This is a genomic window from Catellatospora tritici, assembly GCF_019083965.1.
Lineage (GTDB): Bacteria > Actinomycetota > Actinomycetes > Mycobacteriales > Micromonosporaceae > Catellatospora > Catellatospora tritici.
Window position 1 is genome coordinate 322845 of record NZ_JAHRCY010000001.1, and the last position, 13638, is coordinate 336482.

At 71.1% G+C, this 13638-nt stretch carries 9 protein-coding genes; 4 read left to right on the top strand and 5 right to left on the bottom strand.

Translation table 11 applies throughout. The features are described 5' to 3' along the window. Positions 1-175 precede the first annotated feature (175 nt). Complete coding sequence (locus tag KUA19_RS01490) at positions 176-1624, top strand: glycoside hydrolase family 3 protein (RefSeq protein ID WP_217394050.1); 1449 nt, start codon at positions 176-178, stop codon at positions 1622-1624. A 74-nt stretch (positions 1625-1698) separates the two neighbouring features. Beyond that, positions 1699-2277 carry a flavodoxin family protein gene (locus KUA19_RS01495; RefSeq protein WP_217394051.1) on the top strand — a complete coding sequence of 193 codons (579 nt, stop codon included), beginning with the start codon at positions 1699-1701 and terminating at the stop codon, positions 2275-2277. Between the two features lie 142 nt (positions 2278-2419). Here the strand turns inward: KUA19_RS01495 and KUA19_RS01500 are convergent, their stop codons facing one another. After that, entirely contained in the window at positions 2420-7456 is a 5037-nt protein-coding gene (locus KUA19_RS01500; RefSeq protein ID WP_217394052.1) for an NAD-glutamate dehydrogenase, read from the bottom strand. A 204-nt stretch (positions 7457-7660) separates the two neighbouring features. On the opposite strand from KUA19_RS01500, the gene KUA19_RS01505 reads away from it, so the two are divergent. Further along, the gene (locus tag KUA19_RS01505) at positions 7661-9565 is read left to right on the top strand and encodes a penicillin-binding transpeptidase domain-containing protein (RefSeq protein WP_217394053.1); all 1905 of its coding nucleotides are present in this window, start codon (positions 7661-7663) and stop codon (positions 9563-9565) included. A gap of 129 nt (positions 9566-9694) precedes the next feature. Here the strand turns inward: KUA19_RS01505 and KUA19_RS01510 are convergent, their stop codons facing one another. Next, the gene (locus tag KUA19_RS01510; RefSeq protein WP_217394054.1) at positions 9695-10804 is read right to left on the bottom strand and encodes a hypothetical protein; all 1110 of its coding nucleotides are present in this window, start codon (positions 10802-10804) and stop codon (positions 9695-9697) included. 2 nt (positions 10805-10806) lie between these two features. Continuing rightward, positions 10807-11316, bottom strand: coding sequence for a SigE family RNA polymerase sigma factor (locus KUA19_RS01515; RefSeq protein ID WP_217394056.1), 510 nt, complete (start codon positions 11314-11316; stop codon positions 10807-10809). 188 nt (positions 11317-11504) lie between these two features. Between KUA19_RS01515 and KUA19_RS01520 the strand changes: the two genes are divergently transcribed. Next, positions 11505-12620, top strand: a complete 1116-nt coding sequence (locus tag KUA19_RS01520; protein WP_217394058.1) for a hypothetical protein — start codon at positions 11505-11507, stop codon at positions 12618-12620. Positions 12621-12769: 149 nt separating this feature from the next. Here KUA19_RS01520 and KUA19_RS01525 read toward each other — a convergent pair whose 3' ends face one another. Both KUA19_RS01525 and KUA19_RS01530 read right to left on the bottom strand, forming a co-directional pair. Beyond that, complete coding sequence (locus KUA19_RS01525) at positions 12770-13171, bottom strand: hypothetical protein (RefSeq protein WP_217394060.1); 402 nt, start codon at positions 13169-13171, stop codon at positions 12770-12772. Beyond that, positions 13164-13520 (bottom strand): hypothetical protein, encoded by a 357-nt coding sequence (locus KUA19_RS01530; RefSeq protein ID WP_217394062.1) that lies wholly within the window; start codon positions 13518-13520, stop codon positions 13164-13166. Before KUA19_RS01530 ends, KUA19_RS01525 begins: the two co-directional genes overlap by 8 nt. Between the last annotated feature and the right edge of the window lie 118 nt (positions 13521-13638).

Genomic DNA, 13638 nt, shown 5'->3' on the forward strand with positions numbered 1-13638 from the left:
GGCGCGCATACGCCGACACTAGCTTTTAGTTAAGTTTCTTATTAGATTAGGTACCCTTAACCGTGTACGGCCGTAGCCTACGGCTTCGACACGCAAACCCACTATGGATGGCAAGACCCGACACACTGGCCAAAAGGCCAACATCGTGTTCGGGCGACGGAAGCGGAGGATCACCGTGACCATCGACCCCGGGCTGCGGCGCCTGGCCCTGCGTACGCTGCTGGCCGCGTTCCCCGGCCACACCGCTCCGGATTGGGCCCCCGACCTGCTCACCCAGGGCCTGGCGGGCTACACGCTGTTCGGCTACAACATCGCCGACGCCGACCAGCTCGCCACCCTCACCACCCAACTGCGCGCCGCGCGGCCGGACGCGCTGCTCGCCATCGACGAGGAGGGCGGCGACGTCACCCGGCTGGCGCATCGCACCGGCAGCCCGTACCCGGGCAACGCCGCCCTGGGCGCGATCGGCGACCTCGACCTCACCCGGCGGGTGTACCACGCGATCGGCACGGAGCTGACCGCCGCGGGCATCAACCTCAACCTGGCCCCCACGGTCGACGTCAACACCGCCACCGACAACCCGATCATCGGCACCCGCTCGTTCGGGGCCGACCCGGTACGGGTCGCGGCGCACGCCGCGGCCGCGGTGGTCGGGCTGCAGCAGGCCGGTGTCGCCGCCTGTGCCAAGCACTTCCCCGGCCACGGGGCCACCGTCACCGACTCGCACCACGACCTGCCCACGGTCGACGTCACCGAGCAGGTGCTGCGCGAGCGCGAACTGCCCCCGTTCGCGGCGATCGTGGCGGCGGGCGCCAAGGCCGTGATGACCGCGCACATCCGGGTGCCGGTGCTCACCGGCGACGACCCGGCCACGTTCAGCCGGGCCATCCTGACCGGCCTGCTGCGTGAGGAGTTCGGCTTCACCGGCGTGGTCGTCACCGACGCGCTGGAGATGCAGGGCGCGCTCCGGGTCGCGGGAGGGATCGGCCCGGCCGCCGTGCGCGCGCTGCACGCCGGAGCGGACCTGCTCTGCCTCGGCGCCGACATCGACCTGGCCATCGTGGAGCAGGTCGCGGCCGACATCGTCGCCGCGATCAAGGACGGCAGCCTCGACGTGGCCCGGGTCGAGCAGGCTGCCGCGCGCAACGACGCGCTCGCCGCGTGGACGGCCGGCAGCATCGAGATCGAGCCCAGCCCCCGCCTCGGCTACGACGCCGCCCGCCGCGCCGTCAGCATCGAGGGCAGCCTGGCCGGGTTCGAGCACCCGTTCGTGGTGCAGCTGCGGGCCGGGCACACCATCGCCGAGGGCGCGGTGCCGTGGGGGCTGACCATGCACCTGGCCGACACCCCGCAACTGGCGGTGGCGGCCGACGAGACCAGCGTCGACGCCCTGCTCGACGCGGCGGCCGGACGGCCGATCGTGCTGGTCGGGCGGCACACCCACCGCAATCCGGCGGCCCGCTCGCTGGCCGAGCAGCTCGCCGCGGTGCACCCGCTGGCCGTGGTCGAGATGGGCTGGCCGGCCGGGTGGCGGCCGCACGGTGCGCAGGCCTTCATCACCACGTACGGCGCGAGCCACGCCAACGGTAGGGCCGCCGCCGAGGTGCTGGGGCTGGCCGGGTAGCGCCGGTCACTTTCGGTTGCCCGCACCGGTCCCCGCTGCGAACATATCCATGCCCGCGCATCTAATGCGCGGGCATGGATTTCATTCGACAGGAGTATCCGGTGACCGACGACCGCAGCTTCCTCTTCCTGCTGGGCAGCGCCCGGCACGGCGGCAACACCGAGGCGCTGGCCCGCGCCGCCGCCGCGCACCTGCCCGCCGGGACCGCGCAGGAGTGGCTGCACCTGGCCGACCTGCCGCTGTCCCCGTTCACCGATCGGCGCCACACCGACGGCGTGTACCCGCAGCCCGAGGGCAACGAGCAGCGCCTGCTGTCGGCGACCCTGGCCGCCACCGACCTCGTCGTCGCCTCCCCGCTGTACTGGTACAGCGTCTCGGCCCCCACGAAGCTGTACCTGGACTACTGGTCGGCGTGGCTGCGGGTCCCGGGGGCGGACTTCCGGGCCCGGATGGGCGGCAAGACGATGTGGGCGGTCAGCGCGCTGAGCTCGTCGGACACGAGCACGGCCGACCCGCTGGTCGGGACGCTGCGCCTGAGCGCGCGCTACCTGGGCATGAACTGGGGCGGCGTCCTACTGGGCAACGGCAGCCGCCCCGGCGACGTCGACAGCGACGCCGACGCCCAGGCGGCAGCGAAGACGTTCTTCAACTGACCCGTTCCGGCGACCTCGGCCCCGCCCCCGTCTTAGCATCGACACTGGCCTATCCAGTGGACGGATTTTCGAATTCCGTCTTCTGGATAGGCCAGCGTCAATGCTAAGTGGGCATCTCGCCCGGCCGCCCGGCCGCCCGCCGTCAGGCGGCCGCGGTGCGGACCAGGGTGCGGATCTGGCGGAGCAGCACCGACAGCGGGGCCAGGTCCACCTTCACCTCGTCCAGCTCCGCGATCGACTTGCGCGCCTGCGCGGTCGCCGTGGCGTTGGCCTGCTCCCAGTGCTGCACCCGGTCCTGCGGCGCGGCGTCGGCGGGCGTGGCCGCCAGCACCTCCTTGGTCAGCGCGGCGAGCGCGGCGTACAGGTCGTAGCGCAGCGCCATGCGGGCCAGGGTCTGCCACCGGTCGTCGCGCGGCAGCTGCGAGATCTTCGTCAGCAGGTCGTCGACGCGGAAGCGCTCGGACAGGGCGAAGTACACCCCGGCGACCTCCTCCAGGTCACGGCCGGTCTCGGCGGCGACCTCGACGACGTCGAGCAGACCGAAGCTGTACAGCGTGCGCGCGCCCCACTCGGCCAGCTCCACCGGGGCCCCGAGCGCGACCAGCTCGGTCTCGTGGGCCTTCATCGCCTCATGCTCGGCGCCCAGGAACAGGCTGGACAGGCGCGGCATGAGCGCGGTGATGCCGGGCTTGAACCGGGCGATCTCGGCGGGCACGTCCAGCGGCGAGCGCCGGTTCTGGATGAGCCAGCGAACGGCGCGGTCCATCAGGCGGCGGGCCTTGAGGTAGACCTCGGTCTGCGCGGCGGTGGGGATGAGGTTGTCGGTGGCCTCGACGGCCGCCCACAGTTTGGGCAGCTCGAAGACCTCCCAGACGACCTCGAACGCGCGCAGCACCTCGGCGACCGACGCGCCGGTCTCCTCGACGGCCCGGTGCACGAACGTGGTGCCGCCCCGGTTGACCGTCTCGTTGACCAGGACCGTGGTGACGATCTCGCGGCGCAGCCGGTGCTCGGCCATCTCCTTGGTCATGTGCCGCAGCGGGACCGGGAAGTACTCGGCGAGCGTCTCGGCGGTCCACGGGTCGTCGGGCAGGTCGGAGGAGACGATCTCCTCCTCCAGCGCGATCTTGACGTACGCCATGAGCACGGCGAACTCGGGTGTGGACAGGCCCTCGCCGTTCTCGCCGCGGACCACCAGTTCGTCGTCGGTGGGCAGGCCCTCCAGCGCACGGTCGATCTTTCCGGCGCGTTCGAGTGCCGTCAGCACCCGGCGGTGCACCGGCAGCAGCGACAGCGTCTGCGAGCGGGCGTTGCCCAGCGCGCGGGCCTGGCCGTAGTTGTCCCGCAGCACCAGCGTGCCGACCTCGTCGGTCATGCTGGCCAGCAGCTCGTTGCGGGCCTCCAGGCTCAGCGACGTGTCCGCGCCGAGCAGGATCTTGATGTTGACCTCGTGGTCGGAGCAGTCCACGCCGGCCGAGTTGTCGATGAAGTCGGTGAAGATGTGGCCACCGGCGCCCTGGGCGCCCTTGCGGGCGTACTCGATGCGTCCGGCCTGGGTGAGGCCCAGGTTGCCGCCCTCGCCGACCACCTTGCACCGCAGGTGGGCGCCGTTGACCCGGATGGCGTCGTTGGCCTTGTCGCCGACGTCGGCGTGCGACTCGGTGGTCGCCTTGACGTAGGTGCCGATGCCGCCGTTCCACAGCAGGTCGACCGGGGCGAGCAGGATCGCCTTCATCAGCTCCGGCGGGCTCATCGCGGTCACCGTCTCGGCCAGGCCGAGTGCCGCGCGCACCTGCGCCGAGATGGGGATCGACTTGGCGGTACGCGGGAACACCCCGCCGCCCTCGGACACCAGCTCCAGGTCGTAGTCGGCCCACGAGCTGCGCGGCAGGTCGAACATGCGCCGCCGCTCGGCGTAGGAGGACGCCGCGTCCGGGTTCGGGTCGAGGAAGATGTGGCGGTGGTCGAAGGCGGCCACCAGCCGGATGTGCTCGCTCAGCAGCATGCCGTTGCCGAACACGTCACCAGACATGTCGCCCACGCCGACCACGGTGAAGTCCTGCGTCTGCGTGTCGTGCCCCATGTCGCGGAAGTGCCGCTTCACGGACTCCCAGGCGCCCCGGGCGGTGATACCCATCTTCTTGTGGTCGTACCCGGCCGAACCACCGGAGGCGAACGCGTCACCCAGCCAGAACCCGTACGACGCGGAGATCTCGTTGGCGATGTCGGAGAACGTCGCCGTCCCCTTGTCCGCCGCGACCACCAGATACGGGTCGTCGTGGTCGTGGCGCACCACGTCGACCGGCGGCACGACCTTGCCCGCGTCGAGGTTGTCGGTGATGTCCAGCAACGCCGAGATGAACCGGCGGTAGCAGGCCACGCCCTCGGCCTGGAACGCGTCCCGGTCGGCCGGGGACGGCGCCTGCTTGAGCACGAAGCCGCCCTTGGCGCCCACCGGCACGATCACCGCGTTCTTGACCATCTGTGCTTTGACCAGGCCCAGGATCTCGGTGCGGAAGTCGTCGCGCCGGTCGGACCAGCGCAGACCGCCGCGCGCGACCGAGCCGAAGCGCAGGTGCACGCCCTCGAAGCGGGGCGAGTACACGAAGATCTCGAACTTGGGGCGGGGCGCGGGCAGGTCCGGGATCGCCTGCGGGTCCAGCTTGAACGAGACGTACGACTTGGGCCGCCCGTCCGCCGCCCGCTGGAAGAACGAGGTGCGCAGGGTCGCCTGGATCAGCGTCAGGTAGCTGCGCAGAATGCGGTCCTGGTCGAGGCTGGCCACCGACTCCAGCTGCCGCCCGATCGCCGACACCAGCTCCTTGGCCTGGCTGGACCGCTCGGTGTCGGCCAGTTGCAGCCTCGGGTCGAACCGGGTCTCGAACAGCGCCACCAGCATCGCCGCGATCTGCGGGTACGTGGTGAACGTCGCCTCCATCGACTCCTGCGCGTAGACAGTCCCGGCCTGGCGCAGGTACTTCGCGTACGCGCGCAGCACCACGACCTGCCGCCAGGTCAGCCCGGCGCGCAGCACCAGCTCGTTGAAGCCGTCGACCTCCGCCTCGTGCCGCCACGCGGCCGCGAACGCGTTCTCCACGTGCGCGCGCACCTCGGCCAGGTCGCGGGCACCGGCGGGCAGCTGCAGGCCGAAGTCGTAGACGTACATGTTGGCGTCGCCGCGGCGCACCTCGTACGGCCGCTCGTCGGTGACCTGTACGCCCAGGGAGTGCAGCACCGGCAGCACCGCCGACAGCAGCATCGGCTCACCGTGGCGGTACACCTTGAACCGCACGTCGTTGCCGGGGCCGGTCCGCTCGACCGTGCTGCCCGTGCCCGCGGTGAACTTGCGCCGGAACAGGTGCATCTCCAGCTGGCCAGGCTCCTCCAGCAGCTCCAGCTTGGCCAGGTCCTGCACCGCCTCGTAGGCCAGGTGCCCGTCCTTGTACGTCTCCGGCAGCGCGTCGGTGTAGCGGGCCGCCAGCGCCTTGGCCTGCTCGTCGCCGACCTTGCGCTCCAGCACCAGCCGGAAGTCGTCGTCCCAGTTGCGGGTGGCGTCGCCCAGCAGCTCGGCCAGCGCGTCCGCGTCGATCTCGCCCGGCGGGTTGGCCGGGTCGGTGCGCACGATGAAGTGGATCCGGGCCAGGTTCGACTCGCTGACGCGGGTGGTGTAGTCGACGCCGATGCCGTTCAGCTCGCGCAGCAGGATCTCCTGCATGGCCAGCCGGTGCACGGTGGTGAACCGGTCCCGGGGCAGGAAGATCAGGCAGGAGATGAACCGGCCGTACCCGTCGCGGCGCAGGAACAGCCGCAGCTGGCGGCGGCCCGCCATGCGCAGCACCCCGGTCACCGCGTGGTACAGGTCATCGGTGGAGATCTGGAACAGCTCGTCGCGCGGGTAGGTCTCCATGATCTCCAGCAGGTCCTTGCCGGAGTGGCTCTTGGCCGACAGACCAGACCGGTCCAGCACGCTGTCGACCTTGCGCCGGATCACCGGCAACTGCCGCACGCTGGTGCGGTAGGCGGCCGAGGACAACAGGCCCAGGAAACGGCGCTCGCCAGTGACGTTGCCCTCGGCGTCGAACGTCTTGAAGCCCAGGTAGTCCAGGTACGCCGAGCGGTGCACGGTCGAGCGCGAGTTGGCCTTGGTGATCACCAGCAGCCGCTTCTCCAGCGCCTTGTGCTGCGCCTCGGGCGTCATCGACTCCAGCGTCCGGGCGGTCGAGCCGTCACCGCGCAGGATGCCCAGGCCGGTGTCGGGCACGGCCCGCATCAGGTCGGTGTCGCCGCCGGCGCCAGGGACCTTGACCAGCTCGTACTCGCGGTAGCCGAGGAAGGTGAAGTGGTGGTCGGCCAGCCAGCGCAGCAGCTCGACCGAGTCGGTGATGTCGCGGTCGGGGACGGGCAGCTCGGCCGTGGCGATCTCGTCGGCCAGCGTCAGCGCCTTGGCCCGCATGGCCGGCCAGTCCTCGACCGCCCGCCGTACGTCGCCCAGCACCCGCTCCAGGTCGGCGCGCAGGTGCTCCAGCTCCGCCTCATCGCGGATGGCCCCGACCTCGATGCGCATCCAGCTCTCGACCAGGTCGCCGTCGATCGCGTCGTCGGGCTCCACCTCGGCGCAGACCTCGGCCAGGTTGCCCTCGTCGTCGCGGCGCACCACCATCACCGGGTGCACCAGCAGTTGCACGTCCTTGCGGGCGCTCAGCGCCGCGGTGACCGAGTCGACCAGGAACGGCATGTCGTCGGTGACGATCTCGACGACGGTGTGGCGCGGGGCGCCCGACAGCGACAGGCGCAGCTTCAGCTCCCCCGGGCGCCGCTGCGCGGCCAGCTCGCGGTGCGCGCGCGCCGCCTCGACCAGTCGAGCCGGGGTCAGGTCGGCCAGTTCCTCGTCAGGGGCGAAGCGCCAGTACCGCTGGACCAGCTGCGCCTCGGCCAGCCGCTCGTCGGTCAGGCTCGTCGCGTCCGTCCCGCCGCCTGGGCCGCTCGGTCCGCCCGCCGCCGCCAGCGCGACCGCGGCCGCGATCAGCCGCTCGCTGTTCGGCAGGGGCTCGTCGAGGTCGGTGTCGTCGAGATCGTCGGGCCGCGCCTGCGGCGTGCCCTCGATCCGGACGGTATCGCCGCTCGCTCCCGCCGCCACTTCCGGAACGGTGCCGCCGTCGACTCGGCCGCCAGACTCCATGGAAAGCCACTCCCCTTCGCCCACCGCGCTGTGGGTCGTTGGTGGGACGGGCCGTCTGAGGGGCCGTCCCGTCGTCGCCCCCAGCCTAATCAGCCTTGTCGTCGAGGATCTCGCACGGGTGCCGCCGACACGTGCACGGCGGCAGTCCAGTCTTGGACACCACGGCCACTCCTACCGCTGGTACGACTGCGGCAGAATGCCGACATGGCCTCTCGACGCCCCAGGATCATCCTCTCCCTGCTCTCCCTCACCCTGCTGTTTCCCGCCCTCGCCGCCTGCTCCGAGGAGGCCGGTCCGGCACCGATGCTGGACTCCTTCCTCGCCGGGTGGCCGAAGGCGACCTTCGACAATGTGAACTTCGTCAAGGCCAGCGGCGAGCGGCTGGACCCGGCGGCGGTCGGCACCGAACTGCGGGCGCTGGAGGGCAGCCTCGCCCAGACCCCGCCCGCGGTGACCAAGAAGGCCGACCCCGTGGTCAGCGCCGAACTGGCCACCGCCGAGGTCGTCGTCAAGCAGCCACTGCCCAACGGCACGACCTGGGAATACACCACCACGGTACGCATGTCGAAGGCCAAGGACACCTGGCGGGTGATCTGGGAGCCCGCCGTGGTGCACCCGAAGCTCACCTTCGGCGACGCGCTGGCCGTGCGGCGCATCGCGCCGGTGCGGGCCGGGGTGCTCGACGGGGCGGGCGAGCCGATCGTCAAGCCGCGGCCGGTCGTCGTGGTCGGGGTGGAACCGCAGAAGGTCAAGGACCTGGACCAGCTGGTCAAGGACATCGACACGATCCTCAAGAGCGGCAAGGTCGACGTGAGCGTGGCCGACCTGGCCACCAGGGTCAAAGCCGCCCAGCCGATGTCGTTCGTCGAGGTGGTGACGCTGCGGCGGGAGGTGTACGACCCGATCCGCGACCGGCTGCGGGCGCTGGACGGCACGGTCTTCCGTGAAGAGCAGTGGCTGCTGTCGCCGACGCGCACCTTCGCCCGCGCGCTGCTGGGCACGGTCGGCCCGGTGACCAAGGAGATCATGGACGCCAAGCCCGGCGTGTACGCCGTCGGCGATCAGGCGGGCCTGGGCGGCATACAGAAGCAGTACGACGACCTGCTGCGCGGCACCGCCGGCATCAAGGTCGTGGTGACCCGCAAGGCGGCCGACGGCACCACCCAGGACGAGGCGCTCTACACGGTCGAGGCCAAGAACGGCACGCCGCTGAAGACCACGCTCGACCAGGCCGCGCAGGTGGCCGCCGAGAAGGCGCTGGCGACGGTCAAGCAGCGCAGCGCCATGGTGGCGATCCGGATCAGCGACGGAAAGATCATCGCGGCGGCCAACAGCGGCGACGACAACCTGGCCTTCAACGCGCAGGTGCCGCCCGGCTCGACCTTCAAGACCGTCACCGCGTACGCGCTGCTGGACGCGGGCAAGGTCACCCCGAGCACGATCGTGGCCTGCCCGAAGTTCATCACCGTGGACGGGCGCCAATTCAAGAACTCGCACTTCCTGGAGCTGGGCAACGTCCAGTTCCACGTCGACTACGCCAAGTCCTGCAACACCGCGTTCGCCTCGCTGGCCCCGCAGCTGGGCCCGGACGGGCTGGCCACCGCCGCCGGTTCGCTCGGCCTCGGCCAGGCCTGGGACCTGGGCACGCCCGCGTTCACCGGCAAGGTGTCGGCCAACGGGTCGGCCACCGAGCAGGCCGCGGCCGCGTTCGGCCAGGGCCAGACCATCGTCAGCCCGGTCGCCATGGCCGGAGTCGCGGCGGCGGTCGCGCGCGGCCAGTGGAAGCAGCCGATCCTGCTGACCGAGCCCGCCCCGGCCAAGCCCGCCGCCGACGGCCCCGCCCTCAAGGACAACGTGCTGGCCGCGCTGCGGCCGATGATGCGCGAGGTGGTCACCGACGGCACGGCGACGCTGCTCAAGGACGTCCCCGGCGGCCCGGTCCAGGGCAAGACCGGCACCGCCGAGTACGACGACAACCCCGACCACAGCCACGCCTGGTTCATCGGCTGGCAGGGCGACATCGCGTTCGCGGTGTTCGTGGAGGCGGGCATCCGCCCGTCCGACACCGCCGTCCCGATCACCGAGGCGTTCCTGCGTGGCCTGCGCTGAGGTCACCGCGTGACGCGACCCCGGTCGGTGACACCGACCGGGGTCGCACCGTTTCACCCCTCAGCAGTGCAGGGCTTCACCCCTCAGCAGTGCAGGGCTTCACCCCTCAGCAGTGCAGGGCTTCACCCCTCAGTAGTGCAGGGCGTTCCCCAGGTCCACCAGGGTCGAGCCCTCCTTGAGCAGATCGTTGATCGGCCCTTCCGCGGTGATCCCCTCGGCGGCGCTGTCCGGTCGGATCGGCCCGGTCGTGCCACCGCTCTCACCTGCCTTGCAGGCAACCTCGGAGCCGCACGAGAACGGTGTGAAGGTGATGTCGAGGGTGCCGTAGGACCCCAGGTCGACCACGGTGCGGTAACCCGTGGCGGGCGCACCCTCCACGCGTGGCTGGTCGAACCTGGCCTCGGGCACGAGCTCGTGCAGGAACGACGCCAGCTGCGTGGACAGCAGGTCCGCCAGTTTGTCCCGAGCTGGAGACGGACCGACCGGCCCGTCCGGGAACAGTCCCAGCCCGTCGGTGCGCACCAACTCGAGCAGCTGTTCGGCGGTCAGTGGCGGGGATCCGACGTAGTTCTCGGCCTGCTCGTAGGCGTAAGCACTGACCAACGTGCCGTCCGGCAGGTACGCCTGGGCGCGGCTCTGGCCGCCCTGCGCCACCGACAGCAGCACCGTCCCGGCCGCCGTCCGCTCATAGGTGCAGGCCGGGCCTGCCATGTCACATTCCGCGTTCAACTCCGGCGCCTCGTGCTCCGCCCGGCCGACCTCGACGGTAAGGAAGCCAACTCCGTCCGGGCGCTCCAGTTCGAACAGCGCCTGGTACAGCCCGCGGCGAGGAGTGAAGACGAAGACGCTCGCATCGTGCGCGGTGACCCGCGCCGTCGGGACCAGCGTCGCGAGTGCGGCGCGCACCGCTCCGGCCAACCGGGGCACGGTCTGCGCGCAGTCCACGGGCAGTGGCCCGCCGGTGCCGGGCTCCGGCGACGCGGTGGGCACCGGCCCAGGGGTGGGGCAGGCTGCGGCGCCAGAGGTACCGACGACCGCGGCGGGGGTGCTGCCACCGCCGGTCAGCAGCGGCGGCAGCGTGAGCACGCCGGCGACCAGGGCGGCCGCCCCGGTGGCCGCGCCGGCCCAGCGCATCCTGCGGGAACGGCGCTGTTCACCGGCGATGAAGGTGTCGAGATCGATCCGGGTCGGCGGCGATACGTCGACCGCGGCGCGCATCCGGTGGGACAGATCGTGCATGTTCAGGCCTCCTCGGCGACCAGCCCGGCACCCCCGAGGCGCGCGCGCAGCGCCTCCAGGGCCCGGGACGTCTGGCTCTTGACGGTGCCGGTCGAGCAGCCGAGCTCGGCGGCGGTCTCCTCGACCGACAGGTCGCAGAAGTAGCGCAGCACGAGCACCGCCCGGCGGCGGGCCGGCAGTTCGGCGAGCAGGGCGGTGACGTCCAGGTACTGGTCGACGCCGTCCGCGCCGGGCCCGGTCGCGGCCTGCTCCGGCAGGAACTCCACAGAGCGTTCCCGGCGCCAGGGGCGGCGGCGCTCGTTGAGCATCGCCCGCAGCATCGACGTACGCACGTAGGCGTCGGGATGCTCCATCCGCGACACCCGGTCCCAGTGCCGGTACAGGCCGGTCAGCGCCGCCGACACCATGTCGTCGGCGGCGTGCCAGTCGCCGCAGAGCAGGTAGGCGGTCCGCCGCCAGCCGTCCATCCGGCTCGCGGCGAACTCGCGGAACCCGCCGACGTCCTTGGCCATCCCGTCCTCCTCGTTCTCACCCCTCGAACACGGAGCGGGCGAGCGGAGGTTGCTCCGATCGGCGAGGAATCAATCGGCAGGCGCGGCGCCGGGGGACGGCGCCGCGCAGGGCAGTTCCCTAGACTGCGCTGGCTTGATCCTTCGACGAAACGGGGACCCTTCTCGTGGCTTCGCGCACGATCCGGACAGTGTGGGCGGCAACAGTCACCGCCAGCCTCGCCGTCGCGTTCACCGCCGCAGCGCCCACCGCCGCGGCACAGGCCATCACGACGACGAAGACACACATCCAGTACTTCGTCAGCCCCCACCCCGACGATGTCTTCGAGGCCTGGTCGCTGGTGCAGGACTCGTCCGCCAACTACCCGGTCTTCATCACCCTGACCATGGGCGAGAAGACGGGCTACTGCAGCACCCGCACCCTGGACCTCGGCAGTCCGTGGGGAACCGTGTCCATCACCGAGGGCGACCTGCCCTCCTGCAAGGCTGCTCGGATGGCGAGCCTCAACGCCTGGCTCGACGACCAGTCCGCCGCAGACGCCTACCTCAACGACTTCGTCAGGGCGGAGAACACCTCGGCCGGCTACAACATGACGAAGTACACCGACGTCGCACCGGCCGGGGGCACGGATTCGGGGGGCCCGAATGCCGCGGGCATGACCGGGTGCAACCCCGCCTGGGGCAGCACCGGGTGCACCGGCACCAACCCGACGGCCGGAGTTCCGGTCCCGAGCAACCTGAACGAGGTGCCGGCGCTGCAGCAGTCCGCCGCACAGCAGGTGACCTGGTATGTCGGCAGCACCTCGGCCAGAGTGGAGTTCGATCTGGGCGACGGCAACCTCACGGACGCCGAGGTGGTATGGGCGGTCGACTACGTACGCGCCAACCGCGCGACGCGACTGCCGCTGACCAACGAGTACGGCGTGGTCGCCGCGGCATACTCCAACCTGGCCGGTCACTACACCGCCTGCTACGACTACAGCCACCACGACCATCGAGCCGTGCATGAGGCGATCTACAACAACGATCTGATCGACGCTGCCGGGTCGCACCCGCAGTGGGGTGCCACCTGCGGCAGCCAGACCACCACCGTCGGGGTCGATCCCGAGGTGGCCGCGGGCGGACGGTCGAAACAAATCACGAACACGCACTACAACGAGAACATGTCGACCTCGTCGTCGTACTTCCAGAAGCGGTTCGGCTGGCTCCACAACGGAACCCTGTGGCCGTCGGGGAAAGATCCAGTCGCCGGCACCAACGGCGTGCTCTTCTCCCAGTGGAACTACTTCTGGGCCCGCAACTTCTGACAATCGCCGACCGTCATACGGCTGCTGCTTGACCGCAGCCGTATGACATGAGCGAGCCCCGGCCGGATCCAGCCGGGGCTCGCCTCGTTCGCCACCCGCCCCGGGCCGGACCTCGTCCGGACCTCCGGCACAGCGGGACGACGCGGGAATCAGGCCGCGGAGGTCATGGTGGAGCGGCGCAGCCAGAGCAGGCCGAGCACGGGCAGGACCAGCGGCAGGTAGCCGTAGCCCTCGCCGAAGCCCGACCACACGGTCTGGTCGGGGAAGTCCTGCGGCGCCAGCACGCTGAGCGTGCCGACGGCGAGCACGCCGAACAGCTCCACGCTGCAGCAGGCGAGGGCCAGTCGCCGCCCGTGCGCGCCACCGCGCACCAGGCCGACGGTGGCCACGATGTAGATCACCGCGGCGACGGCGCTGAGCAGGTACGACACCGGCGCCTCGGCGAACTTGGTGATGATCTGCACGCTCGCCCGGGAGGTGGCGGCGACGGCGAACAGGCCGTAAACGAAGACCAGCACCCGGCCCAGGCCGCGGTTGAGACCGTCAGGCACCCCACACCTGCCCCATGCGCAGGACCAGCACCGGCATGATCAGGGCGGCGACGCCGACGATCAGGCTGCCGAAACGGGTCGGCTCCATCTTGCCGACGATCCAGGCGCCCGCGGGCAGCAGCGCCAGCGTGAGGCCGTACCCGACGAAGGTCGCGACCTCGCGCGGGCCAGTGCCGCCGACCCAGGTCACCACGGCCGCGGCCAGCAGCAGCACCGCCACCACGTTGACCACGACGGTGCCGGCGAACTGCACCTGGTCGGGCGCTCGGTCGCGCGCCGAGGCGATCAGCGCGATCACGGCGAGCAGCAGGGAGACGACCGTGGTCGCCGTGGCCAGGACATCGGACATGGCAGACACAGTAACCGCCGGTCGATCCAGCGCCACGTGACGGTCGCCCCCATGCGACCCACACGACTCCCCCCGCTCGGCCCCACGCCCCCCCAACCGCCACACCGCGCCACACCGC

Coding starts and splice junctions, on each gene's coding strand:
- KUA19_RS01495 (WP_217394051.1), top strand. CDS start 1,699: ATGGATTTCATTCGACAGGAGTATCCGGTGACCGACGACCGCAGCTTC.
- KUA19_RS01500 (WP_217394052.1), bottom strand. CDS start 7,456: ATGGAGTCTGGCGGCCGAGTCGACGGCGGCACCGTTCCGGAAGTGGCG.
- KUA19_RS01505 (WP_217394053.1), top strand. CDS start 7,661: ATGGCCTCTCGACGCCCCAGGATCATCCTCTCCCTGCTCTCCCTCACC.
- KUA19_RS01510 (WP_217394054.1), bottom strand. CDS start 10,804: ATGCACGATCTGTCCCACCGGATGCGCGCCGCGGTCGACGTATCGCCG.
- KUA19_RS01515 (WP_217394056.1), bottom strand. CDS start 11,316: ATGGCCAAGGACGTCGGCGGGTTCCGCGAGTTCGCCGCGAGCCGGATG.
- KUA19_RS01530 (WP_217394062.1), bottom strand. CDS start 13,520: ATGTCCGATGTCCTGGCCACGGCGACCACGGTCGTCTCCCTGCTGCTC.